General features: G+C 55.2%; 19 protein-coding genes. 8 read left to right on the forward strand and 11 right to left on the reverse strand.

What is annotated here, in order from left to right; genetic code table 11:
* Window positions 1–433: helix-turn-helix domain-containing protein (locus B1757_RS10600; protein WP_143484248.1), on the reverse strand; the 433-nt coding region annotated here is incomplete at its 3' end.
* Between the two features lie 171 nt (window positions 434–604).
* On the opposite strand from B1757_RS10600, the gene B1757_RS10605 reads away from it, so the two are divergent.
* A complete protein-coding gene (locus B1757_RS10605) occupies window positions 605–2,407 on the forward strand; it encodes a sensor domain-containing diguanylate cyclase (protein ID WP_101538282.1) in 1,803 nt (600 codons plus the stop codon).
* A gap of 40 nt (window positions 2,408–2,447) precedes the next feature.
* Here the strand turns inward: B1757_RS10605 and B1757_RS10610 are convergent, their stop codons facing one another.
* The 8 genes from B1757_RS10610 to B1757_RS10645 all read right to left on the reverse strand — a co-directional run bounded on the left by B1757_RS10610 (window position 2,448) and on the right by B1757_RS10645 (window position 9,141).
* On the reverse strand, window positions 2,448–2,780 hold the full coding sequence (locus tag B1757_RS10610; RefSeq protein WP_101538283.1) for a hypothetical protein: 333 nt from the start codon (window positions 2,778–2,780) through the stop codon (window positions 2,448–2,450).
* 30 nt (window positions 2,781–2,810) lie between these two features.
* Entirely contained in the window at window positions 2,811–3,503 is a 693-nt protein-coding gene (locus B1757_RS10615) for a glutathione S-transferase family protein (RefSeq protein ID WP_101538284.1), read from the reverse strand.
* A complete protein-coding gene (locus B1757_RS10620) occupies window positions 3,500–3,967 on the reverse strand; it encodes an EVE domain-containing protein (RefSeq protein WP_101538285.1) in 468 nt (155 codons plus the stop codon). Before B1757_RS10620 ends, B1757_RS10615 begins: the two co-directional genes overlap by 4 nt.
* 4 nt (window positions 3,968–3,971) lie before the next feature.
* On the reverse strand, window positions 3,972–4,286 hold the full coding sequence (gene cyaY / locus B1757_RS10625; RefSeq protein WP_101538286.1) for an iron donor protein CyaY: 315 nt from the start codon (window positions 4,284–4,286) through the stop codon (window positions 3,972–3,974).
* Between the two features lie 84 nt (window positions 4,287–4,370).
* Entirely contained in the window at window positions 4,371–6,179 is a 1,809-nt protein-coding gene (gene recQ, locus B1757_RS10630; RefSeq protein ID WP_101538287.1) for a DNA helicase RecQ, read from the reverse strand.
* Between the two features lie 69 nt (window positions 6,180–6,248).
* Window positions 6,249–7,091: a symmetrical bis(5'-nucleosyl)-tetraphosphatase gene (locus tag B1757_RS10635; protein WP_101538288.1), complete on the reverse strand. Its 843-nt coding sequence runs from the start codon at window positions 7,089–7,091 to the stop codon at window positions 6,249–6,251.
* Window positions 7,092–7,095: 4 nt separating this feature from the next.
* The gene (locus tag B1757_RS10640; protein ID WP_253253815.1) at window positions 7,096–7,479 is read right to left on the reverse strand and encodes a DsrE family protein; all 384 of its coding nucleotides are present in this window, start codon (window positions 7,477–7,479) and stop codon (window positions 7,096–7,098) included.
* A gap of 141 nt (window positions 7,480–7,620) precedes the next feature.
* A complete protein-coding gene (locus tag B1757_RS10645; protein WP_101538289.1) occupies window positions 7,621–9,141 on the reverse strand; it encodes an FAD-binding domain-containing protein in 1,521 nt (506 codons plus the stop codon).
* Here B1757_RS10645 and B1757_RS10650 point away from each other — a divergent pair.
* The 6 genes from B1757_RS10650 (at window position 9,140) to rpsT (ending at window position 12,630) form a co-directional block, all read left to right on the forward strand.
* On the forward strand, window positions 9,140–9,637 hold the full coding sequence (locus B1757_RS10650; RefSeq protein WP_253253816.1) for a DUF2237 family protein: 498 nt from the start codon (window positions 9,140–9,142) through the stop codon (window positions 9,635–9,637). The genes B1757_RS10645 and B1757_RS10650 overlap by 2 nt on opposite strands.
* A gap of 49 nt (window positions 9,638–9,686) precedes the next feature.
* Window positions 9,687–10,484 (forward strand): ABC transporter permease, encoded by a 798-nt coding sequence (locus B1757_RS10655; protein ID WP_101538290.1) that lies wholly within the window; start codon window positions 9,687–9,689, stop codon window positions 10,482–10,484.
* Window positions 10,481–11,521, forward strand: coding sequence for an ABC transporter ATP-binding protein (locus B1757_RS10660; RefSeq protein ID WP_253253817.1), 1,041 nt, complete (start codon window positions 10,481–10,483; stop codon window positions 11,519–11,521). The genes B1757_RS10655 and B1757_RS10660 overlap by 4 nt, the downstream gene beginning before the upstream one ends.
* A 73-nt stretch (window positions 11,522–11,594) precedes the next feature.
* The gene (locus B1757_RS10665; RefSeq protein ID WP_101538291.1) at window positions 11,595–11,852 is read left to right on the forward strand and encodes an AbrB/MazE/SpoVT family DNA-binding domain-containing protein; all 258 of its coding nucleotides are present in this window, start codon (window positions 11,595–11,597) and stop codon (window positions 11,850–11,852) included.
* Complete coding sequence (locus tag B1757_RS10670) at window positions 11,849–12,247, forward strand: type II toxin-antitoxin system VapC family toxin (RefSeq protein ID WP_101538292.1); 399 nt, start codon at window positions 11,849–11,851, stop codon at window positions 12,245–12,247. The genes B1757_RS10665 and B1757_RS10670 overlap by 4 nt, the downstream gene beginning before the upstream one ends.
* A 104-nt stretch (window positions 12,248–12,351) precedes the next feature.
* Window positions 12,352–12,630 (forward strand): 30S ribosomal protein S20, encoded by a 279-nt coding sequence (gene rpsT / locus B1757_RS10675; protein WP_101538293.1) that lies wholly within the window; start codon window positions 12,352–12,354, stop codon window positions 12,628–12,630.
* 73 nt (window positions 12,631–12,703) lie between these two features.
* Here rpsT and B1757_RS10680 read toward each other — a convergent pair whose 3' ends face one another.
* On the reverse strand, window positions 12,704–14,686 hold the full coding sequence (locus B1757_RS10680) for a UvrD-helicase domain-containing protein (RefSeq protein WP_172437682.1): 1,983 nt from the start codon (window positions 14,684–14,686) through the stop codon (window positions 12,704–12,706).
* A 30-nt stretch (window positions 14,687–14,716) separates the two neighbouring features.
* Window positions 14,717–15,556 (reverse strand): prolipoprotein diacylglyceryl transferase, encoded by an 840-nt coding sequence (gene lgt, locus B1757_RS10685; RefSeq protein ID WP_101538295.1) that lies wholly within the window; start codon window positions 15,554–15,556, stop codon window positions 14,717–14,719.
* A 207-nt stretch (window positions 15,557–15,763) separates the two neighbouring features.
* Here lgt and B1757_RS10695 point away from each other — a divergent pair, with 207 nt between their 5' ends.
* A complete protein-coding gene (locus B1757_RS10695; RefSeq protein ID WP_101538296.1) occupies window positions 15,764–17,014 on the forward strand; it encodes an NAD(P)/FAD-dependent oxidoreductase in 1,251 nt (416 codons plus the stop codon).
* Window positions 17,015–17,019 lie beyond the last annotated feature (5 nt).

Below are 17,019 nucleotides of genomic sequence, written 5' to 3' on the forward strand. Positions count from 1 at the left end.
GGGCTTCTGGCACATAGTGGTCAATCACCCGCCACAGGAGCGTGTCGGTCTCGCCGACTAGGCGGGCTACGGTCAATACCGGCATCTCCCGCACCAGGGTCATGATCAGCGCTTCGAAGAGCAGGGTGAAATGCGAGCCTTCCCGTGCCCAGGGAACAGATATCTGATGCACTCCATGCTCCTGGCACTTCACACGAGGTACGCGGGCATGGAGATAGGCTTCATGCTGGAAGAAATCCATGTGCCGCCAAGTATGGTCACGGGTATCATGTACCGGACACTCCTCACCACAGACGGAGCAAGCAAAGCGACTACCCTTGGGAAAGTTGATGTGCAGATCCAGGCGTTTCTCCTCCACCGTGAAAGTCACATGATCCACCAACCACGGCGGAACCAATCCTAACGCGAGAGAAAACAGCTCTTCAGGGACCATCAGCTAACTCCAATTCAGGGCACGACCGCTCCACAGCATTCTACCCCCTACCCACTCAATCTGACGAAGAGCCTGATTGAGAGCTCCAAGATTTTACTGGATTCCGATGGTGTTGATGGATCTGTATCCAGAACACTCAATAGCGGCAATGTGCAATGTCAGTCTTTATCGATGGATACTTCCTATCGGGGTTGGTCAATTGCAGATGACAGCGTTTTTCATACCAGTCTCAGCGTACCTTATCGCAGTCTGGATGGGGCCAAGGGCGTCATTGTTTTTTTTCTACCCAAACATGCGGAATTCGTTTCTCCCAATCATGCCTTGTGGTCGCGCCTTGCGGATGATTTTGCGGTTTATATGGAACGACGTAAAAATGCCGTCGATGTGAGTCGTATATCGAGTTATCAGTTAGCTGTAGTCGATTTGCTCAAAGATGTTTTGGAAGTGAAGGACATTTCGGCAGCACGTAATCTGGTGCTAACGATTTTAACGACGCGGGCTGAGTCTTGTTGTGCCTGGATTACTGCTGTTGGGCAACAAGAAAACAGCTTGACGCGATCGTTATTGGCGGCACGAGGGAACATGCCGGATGCCACCCTTCGCCATTGGTTGGAAAATACACCTGTGGGTCAGCGGTGGTTGGATGAGACCATCCAGCGGATGTCTGCAAGAGGGCACGCCTTTATTGATTCAGTCAGAAGCCACTCGCGTCTGGAAGCTTGGTGTGACACCCAAGCAGACATGAAAAAAATTGCAGTGATAGGCGCATGGCCATTATGGAATGAAGCGGGTCTGCAAGCGGTTTTGTTTGTCGGTAGTCATGACCCCGACTATTTCAGTACGCATATGCAGGTTTTTCTGCATCAGCTCGCAGAAATCCTGCATATGGCTGAACAGCAACTCCTTAATAAATCCGAGATTATCCGCCGTACCCGTTTGTATCAGGCGCTCTTGGATGAAGCCGATGCCGTGCTGAAAATGCAGTCAGAGCAGCCCTTGATTGAGGAGATCTGCAGAAGGTTAGTAGACAGCACGCTTTTTGAAGCGGCCTGGTTAGTACGCCCGGACAAAAATGATTGTTTGATGACGCTGGCTGTTGTTTCGTCTATACCCCGAGCCAATAACCAGCAATCTGATGAGCTGACTACAGAATCAGCACAGAATCTACTGTGGCATGTCTGGAAAACGGGTCAGGGAGTTTTCCCTTCTCCACCCCTACGGATCAAAGATGCATCCACTTTCAATTTTCCCATGGCTGTCTTGCCGGTGCTGCGTGGGTCGAGAATATGGGGAATATTGGCAGTCAGATGTCCCAGGGTGGAATACTTCAGTGCGGATGTGAACACACTCTTGCAACGGATTGTTTCTTTGTTAGGTCGTGGGCTGGATGAAATGGACCTCAAGAAACAATTGGCCAATGAACAGCATCGGCAAAGTTGGTTGGCCAGTCATGATGCACTCACAGGATTGAATAATCGTCGTGGACTTGACGCTTTTTTTGCCCATGCGGTGTTACGTGCTCAACGAAATAAGATGTTGCTAGCGGTGATGATTATTGATCTGGATGATTTCAAACCGGTCAATGATACTTATGGACATGAAGCGGGTGATCTACTGTTAGTGAAACTGGCCGAAGCACTGCAGGCAGCTGTTCGGAGTACGGATTTTCTGGTGCGTCTGGGAGGAGACGAGTTCGTCCTGTTGCTAGAGGGGTTACATAATACAGAGGATCTGCAACCGATTCTGGCCAGCATTCGCAGGGCAGTAGAAATGCCTGTATCGCTGGATGGAGGCATTGCGGTCTCCGTCGGCTGCAGTGCCGGACTCACCCTGTATCCTGAAGATGCCTCTCCTCCGGACCGGCTGTTGCGTCACGCTGATGAAGCCCTGTATGTTGCCAAACGCAGCAAACAGGAGCGCAGCCATTACTGGGTCAATTATCTGGATTTACCTGCCGCCGAAACAGATAACTAAAGTTGACTCCCCCAAGCGGGAGTCTTCAGGAGATGGCATTTTACTGTCGTTGTCGGATCAGTTCCTGATCAAAAGCGTTATCCAGCTCCTGGGAGAGTTTGAGGACCTTGCGGAACATGACCGGATCGGCGTCATCGGCCTGGGCGCGCAGACGTAGGCGCGCCAGTCCGTCAAAGCTGTGGGCCCGGTCAACGGGATCATTCACCGACTGGCACTGGTTGCCCTGATAAATTGCGTTCAGTATCTCTGCTGTCAGGGGATCATCCAGGGTATTGCCCCGGGCGGCTTCCAAGGCGGCGGCAGGACTGGATTCGTTTAGAAATGGATAGCCCAGGTGCTGGTTGAGAAATATTACCAATTCTTCATAAGTCATCATGCACTCCAAAAGTCATAGGGACAAATATTACAGCGACTGGCTCATGCCGTCGTTCAGCGAAAGCTGGCAGGCGTCGCTGACACGTTGAAAATAATATTGCAGATCCAGAGGAATGGTCACGCCATCCAGCAAGCGGAGCAAATGCAGATCTGCGGTCAGGACAATGTCTATTAAAGACAGCTGACCCGTATAAAAACGCTGACGGGCGAGAATTCTGCCCAATTCGCGCAAGCGCCCCCGGCTTTCAAGTTGTTGATAGGCTCCGTAACGATCATTGGCCAGGGCCTCCACAGACTGCTGGAAGCGGCGTTCGCACTCGTTGCGGTAGAATGCCATATCTTCTTCTTGATGACAGATTTCATCATAGGCCGGCAGAACCGGAGCGATCAATCTTTCCAGGAGCGGTGTCAGACTGCTCCGCCACTGGCAGAATGCCGTCCACTCGGCTTCGCCAATCGGGGCATGCAAGGGCAGCGTTTCCGGATAACGCTGATCCAGCGCGGCCAGTTCGGGCAGCGTGCCTTGTTGCTTGCATCCGTCGGTGTGAATCAATACAGGGAGGTCGCCATAACCGAGATCAAAAGCCGTTTCCTGATCCCGTAATGCACAGGGATGGTCCTGCCACTGCAAATTTTTGGCGCTCAGCACCATGCGCAGCATCTGCCCGGAGGCGGAAGACCAGCGGTGATACAGGTGCAGGTTGTTAGCTGAATCGATCATGATGCTTCAGTATGCTCAGCAAGCTGCAGCACATGCTGCCATTGGCTTTCTGTGATGGGCAGGATCGATAGGCGATTCCCTTTGCGGACTAGAGGGCTCTCTGCAAATTCTGGCATATGGCGCAGGCTTTCGAGGGAAATACACTGTGCGAAACTGCAACGATAGGCGACATCCACGAGATCCCAGCGCGGCTTTTCGAGACTGGAACCGGGATCGTAATAATGACTTTGCGGATCAAACTGGGTGGGATCCGGGCGGGCCGTACTGGCCACTGTGGCCGCCCCGACAATCCCCGGCACAGCAACCCGGGAGTGATAAATGAAAACCCCATCGCCTACGGCCATGCTGCGAATGAAATTGCGTGCCTGGTAATTGCGGATACCATCCCAGGGTTCCTGACCTCGCGCTTGCAGGTCTTCCAGAGAAAAAGCCTCGGGTTCAGTTTTCATCAACCAGTAAGCCATGACTTCAGTCCAGATTGACCGGTTCAGGCAAACGCCGGCTGAGCAGTCGCCCCAGCGCCGCTGTCAGAGTTTCCCCACTCTGGCTGTCCACCCATTGATCTTCCTGCGCAGAAAAACGCGCAGGGCCATCACTGCAAGCCAGCCAGATTTGCTGGACGGCTTCCTGACGGTTGATGATGATCTGGCTATCATCGGGCAGCAGCAGGGTCAGGACGCTGTCCACCAGATCACATTCCACATCAGGCGCCCGCTCTTCAATGCGGGTCAGCAGGTCGGTCAGGGTATTTTCGACAGCAACGGCAAAGCTTTTTTCATTCATTCCGGATTCCCTCAAATTTTCCCTATGATGGGGCCGGACCCGCTGCAGGGCAAGTTTTCACAACGGGCTGTTGCGGTTCATCCTTCAGGACTGCGCATCATGGCTCTGTAATATGGCGAGGAATGAGTCTCCATAAGCCGCCAGTTTGCGTTCACCCACTCCAGGGATATGGGCCAGGCCGGCCAGACTGCGGGGCCGTTGCCGGAGCATCTCCATGAGCGTGGCGTCATGAAAAATCACATAGGGAGGTACGCCCTGGGCTTGTGCCAGCTCACGACGATGCTGGCGTAAGGCTTCCCAAAGCGCCTGGTCGGCGGGCTGAATTTCCTGGTTTTTTTCCTTTTTGCGGGAAGGGCTGTTTTCATGCTGGCGCAGGGTAAGCGTTTCCTCGCCGCGCAATACAGCGCGACTCAGTGGACTGAGGCGCAGACCTCCATGCCCTTCACTGTCCACTTCTACCAGACCCCGAAGCAGCAGATGCCGGAACAATGCCCGCCAGGCATTAGCGGACAAATCCTTGCCAAGACCAAATACGGCAAGACGATGATGCCCCCATTGCTGGATGCGGGGATCATCCCTGGCCAGCAATACATCCACCAGGTATTGCACCCCAAAGCGCTGACCGGTGCGATAAACGGTGGATAACGCTTTTTGGGCGGCGATAGTCGCATCCCAGGTAGCGGGGGGGGTCAGGCAGTTATCACAGTTACCACAAGGAATGGCCAGCGTCTCACCAAAATAGTCGAGTAAGGTCTGGCGTCGGCAGGTAATGGTTTCACACAGCGCAAGCATGGCATCCAGTTTGTGTCCCTCCATTTGTTTGCGTTGCTGATCGGCTTCCGATTGTTGAATCATCTGCCGCAGCTGCACCACATCCTGGAGACCGTAATGCATCCAGGCTTCAGCGGGCAAACCATCACGCCCGGCACGGCCGGTTTCCTGGTAATAGGCCTCGATGCTTTTGGGCAGGTTCAGATGCGCCACAAAGCGGACATTGGGTTTGTCGATGCCCATACCGAAGGCAATGGTGGCGACAATAATGACCCCCTCATCGCGCTGAAAGCGTTGTTGATGACGGCGGCGCTCCTCGGCGCCCAGGCCGGCATGATAGGGTAGGGCGTCCAGGTGTTCGTCCTGCAACCAGGCCGCGATTTCTTCGACACGTTTGCGCGAGAGGCAATAGACAATGCCCGCTTCGCCATCATGGCGATCGCGGATGAAGCGCAGCAGGGCCTGGCGTGCGCCCTGGCTGCCGCTGTGAATGTGGTAGCGGATATTGGGGCGATCAAAAGATCGGCTGAATATGCGCGCCCGCTGCAAGGCCAGGCGCTCGATGATTTCCACCCGGGTTTTCGGATCAGCTGTTGCAGTCAGGGCGATGCGCGGAATGGTCGGAAAGCGTTCGTGGAGGAGTTTCAGTTGCAGATATTCCGGGCGGAAATCATGGCCCCACTGAGATACGCAATGGGCTTCATCAATGGCAAACAGATTGATAGAGCATTGCTGCAAAAGACGCAGGGTGCGCTCTTGCAGCAGCCGTTCCGGGGCAATATAGAGCAAATCCAGTTGTCCCTGGCGCAGCGCCTCTTCAGTAGCACGTATATCTTCAGCAGAAACGCTGGAATTCAGCGCAGCTGCCGCCACTCCCGCCTGGCGCAGTGCATTTACCTGGTCTTCCATCAAGGCAATCAGTGGCGATACCACCACTCCCGCACCGGGCTTCGCCATGGCGGGGATCTGAAAACATAAAGATTTCCCGCCACCGGTGGGCATCAGGACCAGTGCGTCCTGCGCCTGCATGAGTGTCTCAATCACTTCCTGCTGGGGCGGGCGAAACTGCTCGTAGCCAAAAGTGTGGCGGAGAATATCGAGGGGAGAGCGGGCGGCTTGCATGTTGCCAGAGGATAGCCGCAAAAGCGGACAGGGCCAACTGTATCTCGTGGACTTATCGGCGGGAGGTCATTATTCCTTGGTGCTGGGCTGGGCATATATGGGGCAGTCGATCTGATGAATTTCCGGAGTTTCCAGATCGATGCGGGCGGCACTCAGCTGGCGTCCCCAGACGCAGCCGCTATCCAGAGCCAGTAAACGTTCATGCACCAGCAAGCCTTGGGTAGCCCAGTGTCCGCAGATAATGGCACCTTCGTTCTGCCGTTCAAAAAACCAGGTATGCCAGGGTGCATAAGCCGAAGCACCCTCTTTGGGCAGGGTGCTGGGCCAGTTGAATTGCCCCTCGGCCGTCACATAGCGCGCGCGGGTGAACACGGCTACCCGAAAGCGCTGGGCATCGTCTTCATCGCGGCAATCTGCCCAGCGATTAGGCGCCGGTGCCGCCCACAGCATTTTCAAAAAGCGTTTCCATTGCCGCCCGCTTAAGGCGTTCTGCACCTCCTGGGCGTGGGCGGTGGCGGTGGCAATATCCCAATCGGGGTGAATGGCGGCATGGACCATAGTCCAGCCCAAGTCGCTGTCATGATGGAGCAGGGGCATCTGCCGTAACCAGTCCAGCCAGTCCCCGGCATTTTTATCGCCAAGCAAGTTGCCCAAGGTGTCACTTTTTTTGGTAGGAACGATGCCCCCCCAGCGGGAAAGCGCATATAAATCATGGTTTCCTAGCACTATTTGTAAGTGATCCTGCCACTGGAACAGTCTTTTAAGTAAAGATCGGCTGTCTGGCCCTCGATTGAGCAGGTCTCCAGCCAGCCACAAGCGATCTTCTTTAACATTAAAGTCTAATTTTTCTAGTAAGCTATTGAAAGGCGTACAACAGCCCTGCAGATCACCCATGGCATAAATGGCGGCCATGATTTTAGAGAGGGATGACCTGATCGGACATTTTCATCTGGCGGATCAGGGTTTTCATGCTGGCTGCCTCAATGCTCGCATTGAGCAGGGATTTTTCTGTCTGATGCAGCCACTCCAGCCCCACGACAAAGATCCTGGCGCCCAGCTCTTGCAACTCATGTATAAGGTCCTGCTGAACTTTTTGTTTGGCACCGGCATGTTCATCCTGAAAGGCTAAAGAAATAGCTTCTTGAGACAGAAAAATGCTGATCTCAACTTCATCCGCCAAAGCCGAAGCGGCCATGCGCAGCCCGTGAAGGACAGGATTACCCTTGGCTTCAGGGTCAGATTTAAGAAGAATAGTCCAGTGCATGTTGATGAGCTCTTTCATGTAATTTTGCCAAGACATTGTTTGTTTGATTTGTCCAGCAGCTTTAATGGTTACTTGCTAGATAATTATAGCATGATTTTCTATGGAGAAAGAATCGCTGCGAAAGTGAGTAGATTCGCCATTTTTCTGGAAGATTCTGTCTTCTTTGTTATTCGCCTTTCATTCAAATAGGGATAATTGCTGACTGGATGGCGGCGATCTCCGTGCCCTGGACTTCCGACTTCCGTGACGACCAAGAATCTCGCGACTCTGGGCGCGGGCTTGTGGATCACCATAAGCCTGGCGTAAACGTTGACGGGCGACTCTGGCGGCTTTTTCATGATCGACAATGGGCAACGGATAATCAACGCCGATACGACATTGATATACCTGTTGAATCATCTCAGGCATGCGCCAGGGCTCATGAATCCAATCATGAGGTACCTGTGCCAGTTCAGGAATCCAACGACGAATGAATTGACCTGAAGGATCCTGTTCATAGGATTGTTTGACCGGATTATATATGCGAAAGGCATTGATACCGGTACTTCCTGACTGCATCTGCATTTGGCTCCAGTGGATACCGGGTTCATAGTCAATAAAGAGGCGGGCCAAATGAAGTCCTGCCGCCTGCCAAGGCTGCCAAAGATGATAACAGGCAAAGGCTGCAAGCATGGCGCGCATGCGGAAATTGATCCAGCCAGTAGTGTGGAGCATGCGCATGCAGGCATCCACCAGCGGAAAACCGGTTTGTCCTTGGGACCAAGCAGAAAAGAGGATCGGGTCAATATGCTGCCTTTGATCTGCAAGCGCAGGATGCAGGTTGCGAAACTCCAGTTCCGGCTCGGATTCCAACTTTTGAATGAAGTGACTTTGCCAGGCAAGTCGGGCCTCGAACGCCCGGAGATTGCAAGCCCAACCCTTTGCTGCGGTAACTTCTCTATTTTTAAGGGCGTGGAAGACCTCCCGGACCGAGATTGTGCCATAAGCCAAATGCGGAGAAAGGCGAGAGCAGACCGACGCAGCGCTCAGGGGTGAAGACATGCCCCGGGCATAATTAGCAGCGCGTTGCTGCAAAAAATTCTCGAGCAGACGCATGGCCTCGCGACGTCCGCCCGCTTGGGCTTTTGCACACGCGTCTGGTCTGGTAATAAAAAGAGCCTGAACCTGCTCCTGCACCTGAGGCCAGGAATCAGAAGATAGCGGCGCGACGGTCAGATTGGCTGGCGGAGAAATCAACGCTGCTGAGGTAAACTTTTTCCAGGCTGTAGACCAGCCATTACGCGACTTCAGGCCACGAATGACTCCATTCTGTTGATATTCCCGCCAAGGGATTCCTTGTTTTTTAGTCCAGATACCGACGGACCGATCCCGGGCATAGCTCCAAGCATTTCCTGTTTCTTGATGGGACCATAGACCCAATATGGCTGTTTGGCGGTGGATGGCTTCCAATACTGGGATGATGTCCCCAACCCGCAGCACCAAGCCGCTGCCACTCCGTTCCTTGAGGGCTTGATCCAGTTCACCAAGGCTCTGCCATACGAAATGCCAATGCCGGGGTGCGGCATCTGCCTGACGCAAAGCCTCGGGTTCAACAACATAAAGGGGTAGAACCATACCCATGGCAGCAGCCTCGGCAAGGGGTTGATGGTCCGATAGACGCAAATCACGTTTGAACCAGACGACATGGATTCCGTGCATGACAGAGACCTCCACTAGTCATGATGACAAGCTCCCTGCCATTGCGCAAGGCCAGGTGTTTTGGCATCGTGGCACTATTATGGATGTCCGTCAGCTGGCGAAAAATGAGGTCTGCATGGAAAAGAATGTACTCGATACGGAATTACAGATTTGTAGCAATCGCCCCCGGACAGGATTTTACCGAGATGGTCTTTGTCGGGCCGGCGATGACGACCTGGGAACGCATACTGTTTGCGCGGTGGTCACCGAGGAGTTTCTGGAGTATACCCGGGATCGCGGCAACGATCTGATAAGTGCACGGCCTGAGTATGACTTTCCTGGTCTGCGACCCGGCGATCGCTGGTGTCTTTGTGCCCTTCGCTGGGAAGAGGCGCGCCTTGCTGGAAAGGCGCCTCTCATTGTTCTGGAAGCAACACACCAGCGAACACTGGAGCTGGTCGACTATGCCGAGCTGATTCAGTATGCCTGGCGTGGCTCTCTGCGAAGACCAGAATAGGCGGATCATACTTTGGTATTACTAGATTCATGATGTGTCTGAACAACAAATGACTGCCAGGCGTGGTAAAAAGCGACGAGAGGGTAACGCCTGGTTGAGCCGGGTTCTGGCGGTGGGTGTTTTTGTTTTTTTGCTGGCGCCGTTTGCGGCCCTGTTTTTTGCGACGGACTGGGCGGATTTTCACTTTGCCCAGGGCGATCTGGGCGCCATCCGCACATCGCTGCTCTACAGCGGGTTAGCAGTGCTCCTGGCGGTACTGGCCGGGACGCCCCTAGCCTGGTGGCTGGCGCGGGGACACTGGCGCGGCAAGTGGGTCCTTGATGCGCTGCTCATGTTACCCCTGCTGACCCCGCCCTTGGCGTTGGGCATTTTGCTCAGTAGTTTTTACGGGCCTTATTCTCCGGTAGGTAGTGTCTTCAGTCAGGCGGGTATTTATCTGACCAATACCGCACCCGCCTTCATTCTCGCCCAGATATACGGTGCCATGCCTTACTACATCATCGCCGCCCGAGCCGCTTTTGAGGGGGTTCCCCGGGAGCTGGAGCAGATCAGCCGCACCCTGGGACGCAATCGTCTGCAGACGTTTTGGCAGGTGACTCTACCCTTGGCACGCATCGGTCTTTCGGCAGGAGTGGCCCTGGCCTGGGTGCGGGCCATGGGAGAGTTTGGCATTGTCCTGATTGTCGCCTATTTTCCCCAGGGCATCCCCGTCAAATTATGGGTGAATCTCCAGGATATCGGACTCGATGCCGTGTACCCCCTGCTGTGGATATTTTTTCTGGTCGCAGTTCCTCTGCCCCTCTGGATCGGGTTGCGCGCCAGGCGTCAGACCCAGGCCCTGTTTTGAATCAGGCACCCGCAGCGCTGGACCTGCGCTGTCAACTGACGCAGCCCGTCGCTCTCGACTTGCGTCTGCAGGTCAGGGGTTTTACGGTGCTGCTGGGTGTTTCCGGGGCAGGCAAGACTTCATTGCTCCAAGCCATTGCCGGACTGCTGCCGGCCCGGGTCAGCCCGTTTGGCGATCTGCCGGTGGAACAGCGCCCCATTGGTTATCTTCCTCAGGGCTATGCGCTTTTTCCCCATCTGCGCGCCTGGGAAAACGTGGCATTTCCTTTGCCCCGTTCGGCCCGGCGCCAGACCGAAGCGTTGGCATTACTGCAGCGAGTGGGGCTGAAAGAGCTGGCAGAGCGTTTTCCTGCTGAATTATCCGGCGGCCAGAAACAGCGGGTGGCCCTGGCCCGGGCTTTGGCACGCAAACCGCAGTTGTTATTACTGGACGAGCCGACTTCGGCGCTGGATATGGCTACCCGCGACGAAGTTCTGGATGAGCTCATCCGTGAGGTACATGCTTTTGGGATTCCTCTGCTGGCGGTCAGTCATGACCCGCATCTGGCGATGCTTGCCGATCACATGGCCATTTTGCGCGAAGGCCGCATCGTTCAGGAAGGCCCCCCTGTCGAAGTTTTTGCCCGGCCCCATCACCAGACTACCGCGCGGCTGCTGGGTTTTCGTAATTTTCTGTCTGGCCATGTTGACGCACAGGAAAACGCTATCCTGCGGGTTGCCGGTGCTGGCTGGCAGTTGCAGGCTGAATCCCGCTCCAGCTTGCCCATGGGAACCCCGGTACAGTTGACCTGGCGGGCCGAAGACCTCTTTCTGGAAGAAGCATCAGGACTGCCCTGTCCCAATCGTCTGGTGGTCCGGGTGCGGGCCAGTCGTGCTGAAGGGTTGTCTACCCGCATTTACCTGGAAGGTCCCGCTCCCCTGGAAATGCTGCTTTCCCGCCAGCAGGCCGAAGCCGCGCAAATTAATCCGGGAAGCCTCCTGAAAGTCTGCGTACAGCCCCGGCATGTACAGATAATGATAGAGGAAGTCTCCAGCTAGCTTTGACATAGCTCCAGGTTTTTTTTACCTTGTGGTAAGGAATTTATACAAAGTAATACGACTCGGGGGGCTTATGCATTCATCTACATCTTCGATGACCAGTAAGGGGCAGATTACCATCCCAAAAACAATCCGTGACCGGCTCCATCTGGATCAAGGGGATAAGGTGGAATTTATTTTTAATGAAAACAATGAGGTGTTGATAAAGCCCATAACCAGAAAGGTTGCCGATGTGGCCGGAAGACTGAGCACCTATAAAAAGGATGCGGCCATCTCGACCGAGGCCATGCATGATGCGATCAAAAAACGCATCCAGAAAAAACGGTTATGAGAGGACTTGATACGAATGTACTGGTAAGATTCTTGGTTCAGGATGATCCGCAACAAGCGACCACCGTGCGTCACCTGCTGGAAGAGGCGGAAATCCAGCAAAACAGATTCTATATCAGTTTGCTGGTCGTTATGGAGCTTATCTGGGTGCTCGAAAGCGTATATGAGGTGTCAAGAGTAGACTTGCTGAATAGTCTCTCTGAGTTGATGTCCATGCCCATCCTGCAATTTGAACAGCAAGCGCTTTGCCGCAGGTTTGTTCAAGTGGCGCGGACGAATACATTTGACCTCGCTGACCTGCTGATTGGTCTTGCCGCCCAGGCTGGTGATTGTTCGAGCACTCTGACCTTTGATAAAAAAGCAGCTAAATCACCTTATTTTGAGTGGATAGGGTAATTCGATCCAATGGATAATCCATTGACAGCGTTGCAAGAAAGTGTAGAATTCCGAGCTTGAATTTTCTGCACTGACCTGCAATGCAAATACACGGAGAGTAAAACTTGGCGAATACAGCTCAGGCGCGCAAGCGCGTTCTACAAAATGAAAAGCATCGCTTGCACAATGCCAGCATGCGTTCACGTCTGCGTACCTATGTGAAAAAGGTGCTCAAGGCCGTGCATGACGGTAATCAGGAAGAAGCCCGCGTCGCGCTACGCACGGCGGAATCGGTGATCGACAAGTCTGCCGGTAAAGGCGTGGTGCATCGCAATGCTGCATCCCGGACCAAGAGCCGACTTTCTGCACGGGTCAAGGCCATGGGTTCTGTCGCCGCGCACTGAGCAGACAGCGCTGTACTGCTTCAAGCAAGGGGCTATCTTTGGATAGCCCCTTGGAGTATAGGGCTGAAAACGCTCACTGTTTCCCCAATATATCGCGTAAACGCGCAAAGGCTGTGGCCGGATCCATTTCCGGCTCCGCGCTTTGCTCACCCTGCCAGTCCAGGTGCTCCTTAGGAATCTCTTGCAGAAAGCGCGAGGCCTTGGGATTCACGTCCTGTCCATAACGCCGCCTTTTGCGGCAGCGGCTCAGGGTCAAGCGAAAGCGGGCGCGGGTCATGCCCACATAAAACAGGCGGCGCTCCTCGGCAATTTGTTCCGGGGTTTCGCTGTTGCGATGGGGGAGTAACTCCTCTTCGGCACCCACCAGAAAAACCTGAGGAAATTCCAGGCCCTTGGCGGCATGGAGGGTGGACAGGCGCAGCACATCGCGGTCATCGTCCTCCTCCCGTTCCAGAACATTGAAGAGCATCAGACGGTTGAGGATTTCCACCAGTGTTTGCGGGCCATCTTCCTGCTCCTGCAAGCGCTTTATCCAGGTCAGCAGCTCCTGGATGTTTTCCCAGCGCCGGGAGGCATCTTTTTCATCCCCCTCATTGTGCAGATACTGCAAATAGCCGATGTCATCGGGCAAGCTCTGCAAGGCCGGAAGCAGTTCAGCCTTTTGCAGCTCATCGGCCTTCAGGTTGACCCAACCCGCGAAGCTGCGCAGGGCGTTCCGGCCTTTATCGGGGATATCGAGGCCTTCTTCCCAGACCGCCGCGAACAAGGACAGGTTCTGGTTTTTGGCAAACTCCCCGAGCTTCTCCAAAGTACTGCTACCAATTCCCCGGCGTGGTGTATTTACCGCCCGCAAAAAAGCCGGATCATCATCGGGATTACTCAGCAAGCGCAAATAGGCGAGAAAGTCCTTGATTTCGCTACGCTCAAAAAACGACAACCCCCCCGAAATCTGATACGGAATGCGCGCATTGCGCAACGCCGCTTCAAAAGGCCGGGACTGATGATTGCTGCGATACAAAATCGCATAATCCCGATATTCCCCCTGACGTTGAAAACGATCACGGAGAATGGCATTGACCACCTGTTCGGCCTCGTCACTTTCATCGGCACAATTGAGCACACGAATGGCATGACCGTCTCCCAGGGTGCTCCACAGGCGCTTTTCAAACAGGTGGGGATTTTGCGCGATCACCGCATTGGCGGACTGCAGAATACGGCCTGTCGAGCGATAATTCTGCTCCAGCTTGATGACTTTCAGGGTAGGAAAATCCTGGGCCAGGCGGTGCAAATTGTCGGCTGCCGCCCCCCGCCAGGAATAAATGCTCTGATCATCATCCCCCACCGCCGTCAGATTATGACGCACCCCCAGCAGATTGCGGATCAGACGATACTGGGCGCCGTTACTGTCCTGATATTCATCCACCAACAAGTAGCGAATCCGGTCCTGCCAGGCCAGGCGGGCTTCTTCATTTTCCTGGAGCAGGCGGGTGGGCAGCAGAATCAGATCATCCAGATCCACGGCATTGCAGGCGCTCAATGCCCGTTGATAGGGCTTGTAGATGGCCGCCGCCTCCTGCCCCAGTCGATCATCGGCCTGGGCCTCCTGGGGCAGAAAACCATCATTCTTGAAGCGGGAAATGCGCGCCTGAATAGCCTCAGCCAGATCGCTGGGGCCGTTGGCATCGCGCAGCAGGTTGCGGACCATGCTCAGGCTATCGCCCGGATCAATCACGCTGAAATTGTCGCGATAGCCCAAACGGGTAATGTCCTTGCGCAAAATATCCAGACCCAGGCGATGAAAGGTCGATACCATCAGACCCCGGCTGTTCTGACCCTGCAAGGACTGGCTCACCCGGCTTTTCATTTCGCGGGCGGCCTTGTTGGTAAAAGTCACCGCGCAGATATGTTTGGGCGCGACCTGCTGCTCGCGAATCAAGTGGACAATTTTCCGGGTGATGACCCGGGTTTTGCCCGATCCGGCCCCTGCCAGCACCAGCAGGGGACCATGCACATGCCGGACGGCTTCCTGTTGCGGTGCGTTGAGTTCATCAGCCACTGGATCGCAACTCCCGTGAAGATGCAGTAATCAGTGTTCGCGGACGGTTTTGATGCTGGCGGTGGATTCTGCAGGGGAGGGGGATTCGGCAAAGCCGCCCTTATAGGCCCACCAGATGATGACCGGACCAAGAATGATCATGGGCACCGACAAGACCTGGCCCATGGTAAAAGGCCCAAATACAAAGCCCAACTGAATATCGGGCTGGCGGGCAAATTCGGCAACAAAGCGGAAAATACCGTAAAACAGCACGAACATCCCGCCAATGGCCCCGGCCGGACGGGGTTTGCGGCTGTATATGGCCAGAATCAGAAAAAGCAGGACGCCTTCCAGCAGAAACTCGTAAATCTGCGAAGGTTGTCGTGGTTGCGGCCCCCCCGCCGGAAACACCATAGCCCAGGGCAGATGACTGACCCGTCCAAACAACTGGTCATTGATGAAATTCGCTAATCGCCCCAGGCCCAGACCAATGGGCACCGCCGGGGCAATAAAATCCAGGGTCGGCAGAAAGCTGTGATCCTTGTGGGATCGGGCAAAGGCCCAGCAGGCCAGCACCACCCCCAGCAGTCCGCCATGAAAAGACATGCCACCATCCCAGATATACAGCATCTTGACCGGCTGACTGAGATAATAAGGCAGGTTGTACCAGATGATATAGCCGACTCGGCCGCCGAGAATGGCCCCCACCGCCACATAAAACTCCAGATCGACGACCTGCTCCTTGCGCCAGTGCCAGTGCGGCATTTTACCGCGCCTGATCAGCCACAGGGTGGCAATGACGAAACTGATGATTTCCAGCAACCCATACCAGTGAATGGTGATGGGGCCCAAGGGAAAGCCAACGGTATTGATATCCGGAAAATGCAGCATGGAGGTCCTCACAATTTCCCGCAACCATGGCCGAGGCACTGCTTTCTGTCAAGCGGCCTGATGGGCTGTAAACTTTCTATTCTGTCTTTCTGCTGATTGACGATGCCAGCCAAGGTCTCGCGGATGTTGCTGTAGGCAAGGTCAAGGATGCGCAGACTCGTAATATCTGCTGTTCAGTTTCCGGCCTGATTCAGGCAGAATCCATCTATGGCCCACCATCCCTCAGTCATTGTCTTAGGTGCCGGCATTGTCGGCGTCTCTATCGCCCTGCAATTGCAACTGCGCGGGCGGCAGACTCTGCTGCTCGACCGGCAGGGACCGGGGGAGGGGACTTCTTTTGGAAATGCCGGCCTGATTCAGCGCGAAGCCGTCATGCCCCATCCTTTCCCCCGTGCCCTGGCACAAATGCTGAGTTATGCCCGCAATCATTCCACGGAAGCCTATTATCGCGGCACCATGCTGCCCCGCCTCGCCATCCCGTTCATGCAGTACTGGTACAACTCCCAGCAAGAACGCCATCGCGCTATTGCCCGCCACTATGCGGCCCTCATTGCTCACTGTCTGGACGATCATTTGGCTCTGGCCGGGTTGGCCGGGGCGACGGATCTGTTCCATTCAGGAGGATGGTTACAGGTGCATGCCCATCAGGAATCTCTGGATCACGCTTTACAGGAAGCCACTTACAAGGCTGAACATTTTGGGGTGGCCTATACCGCCCTGGATACGGCGCAGGTGGCACAGATGGAATCCAGCTTGCGGCCCGGCCTGGCGGGCGGTATTCACTGGACCCAACCTCTGGCGGTGACCGACCCCCACGCTCTGACCCGTTCCTATCTGAATTACTTTACGCAGCTTGGCGGCGAATTTCGTACCGGCAATGCCCAAAGTATTCTGCGGGACCAGGCCGCCTGGCGGGTGCAAACTGCCCATGGCCCTATCGAAGCAGCGGAACTGGTCATCGCCCTGGGGGCCTGGTCACCGGATTTGACCCGCGCCCTGGGCTTTCATCCCCCGCTTTTTGTCAAGCGCGGTTACCACATGCATTACAGCCAAGCGGCCACGCCGCTCTGTCATCCGGTGCTGGATGCCGATCAGGGCTATGTGCTGGCACCCATGCAACGCGGCATTCGCCTGACCACCGGCGCCGAGTTCGCCCACCGTGATGCACCCCGCTCCGCCGTGCCCCTGACCCGCGCCGAAGCCCAGGCCCGGCAACTATTACCCGGTCTCGGTACCCGTCTGGACCCGGAAGCCTGGATGGGCGTGCGCCCCTGCACCCCCGACATGCTCCCCATCATCGGCCCCGCCCCCGGCCAGAATGGCCTCTGGTACGCCTTCGGCCATTGTCATCAGGGCCTTACCCTCGGTCCCACCACCGGCCGCCTGCTCGCCGAAATGATGGGCGGAGAAACACCGTTCACCGATCCGTTGCCGTATCGGCCGGAGCGGTTTGCGTAGTTGCT

This window comes from Acidithiobacillus marinus (genome assembly GCF_002847505.1).
Taxonomy (GTDB): domain Bacteria; phylum Pseudomonadota; class Gammaproteobacteria; order Acidithiobacillales; family Acidithiobacillaceae; genus Acidithiobacillus; species Acidithiobacillus marinus.

Excerpts from the sequence above, each read along its gene's own strand:
- B1757_RS10605 (WP_101538282.1), top strand. The coding sequence starts at position 605 with ATGGATACTTCCTATCGGGGTTGGTCAATTGCAGATGACAGCGTTTTT.
- B1757_RS10610 (WP_101538283.1), bottom strand. The coding sequence starts at position 2,780 with ATGACTTATGAAGAATTGGTAATATTTCTCAACCAGCACCTGGGCTAT.
- B1757_RS10615 (WP_101538284.1), bottom strand. The coding sequence starts at position 3,503 with ATGATCGATTCAGCTAACAACCTGCACCTGTATCACCGCTGGTCTTCC.
- B1757_RS10620 (WP_101538285.1), bottom strand. The coding sequence starts at position 3,967 with ATGGCTTACTGGTTGATGAAAACTGAACCCGAGGCTTTTTCTCTGGAA.
- cyaY (WP_101538286.1), bottom strand. The coding sequence starts at position 4,286 with ATGAATGAAAAAAGCTTTGCCGTTGCTGTCGAAAATACCCTGACCGAC.
- recQ (WP_101538287.1), bottom strand. The coding sequence starts at position 6,179 with ATGCAAGCCGCCCGCTCTCCCCTCGATATTCTCCGCCACACTTTTGGC.
- B1757_RS10635 (WP_101538288.1), bottom strand. The coding sequence starts at position 7,091 with ATGGCCGCCATTTATGCCATGGGTGATCTGCAGGGCTGTTGTACGCCT.
- B1757_RS10640 (WP_253253815.1), bottom strand. The coding sequence starts at position 7,479 with ATGTCTTGGCAAAATTACATGAAAGAGCTCATCAACATGCACTGGACT.
- B1757_RS10650 (WP_253253816.1), top strand. The coding sequence starts at position 9,140 with ATGACAGAGACCTCCACTAGTCATGATGACAAGCTCCCTGCCATTGCG.
- B1757_RS10645 (WP_101538289.1), bottom strand. The coding sequence starts at position 9,141 with ATGCACGGAATCCATGTCGTCTGGTTCAAACGTGATTTGCGTCTATCG.
- B1757_RS10655 (WP_101538290.1), top strand. The coding sequence starts at position 9,687 with ATGACTGCCAGGCGTGGTAAAAAGCGACGAGAGGGTAACGCCTGGTTG.
- B1757_RS10665 (WP_101538291.1), top strand. The coding sequence starts at position 11,595 with ATGCATTCATCTACATCTTCGATGACCAGTAAGGGGCAGATTACCATC.
- B1757_RS10670 (WP_101538292.1), top strand. The coding sequence starts at position 11,849 with ATGAGAGGACTTGATACGAATGTACTGGTAAGATTCTTGGTTCAGGAT.
- lgt (WP_101538295.1), bottom strand. The coding sequence starts at position 15,556 with ATGCTGCATTTTCCGGATATCAATACCGTTGGCTTTCCCTTGGGCCCC.
- B1757_RS10695 (WP_101538296.1), top strand. The coding sequence starts at position 15,764 with ATGGCCCACCATCCCTCAGTCATTGTCTTAGGTGCCGGCATTGTCGGC.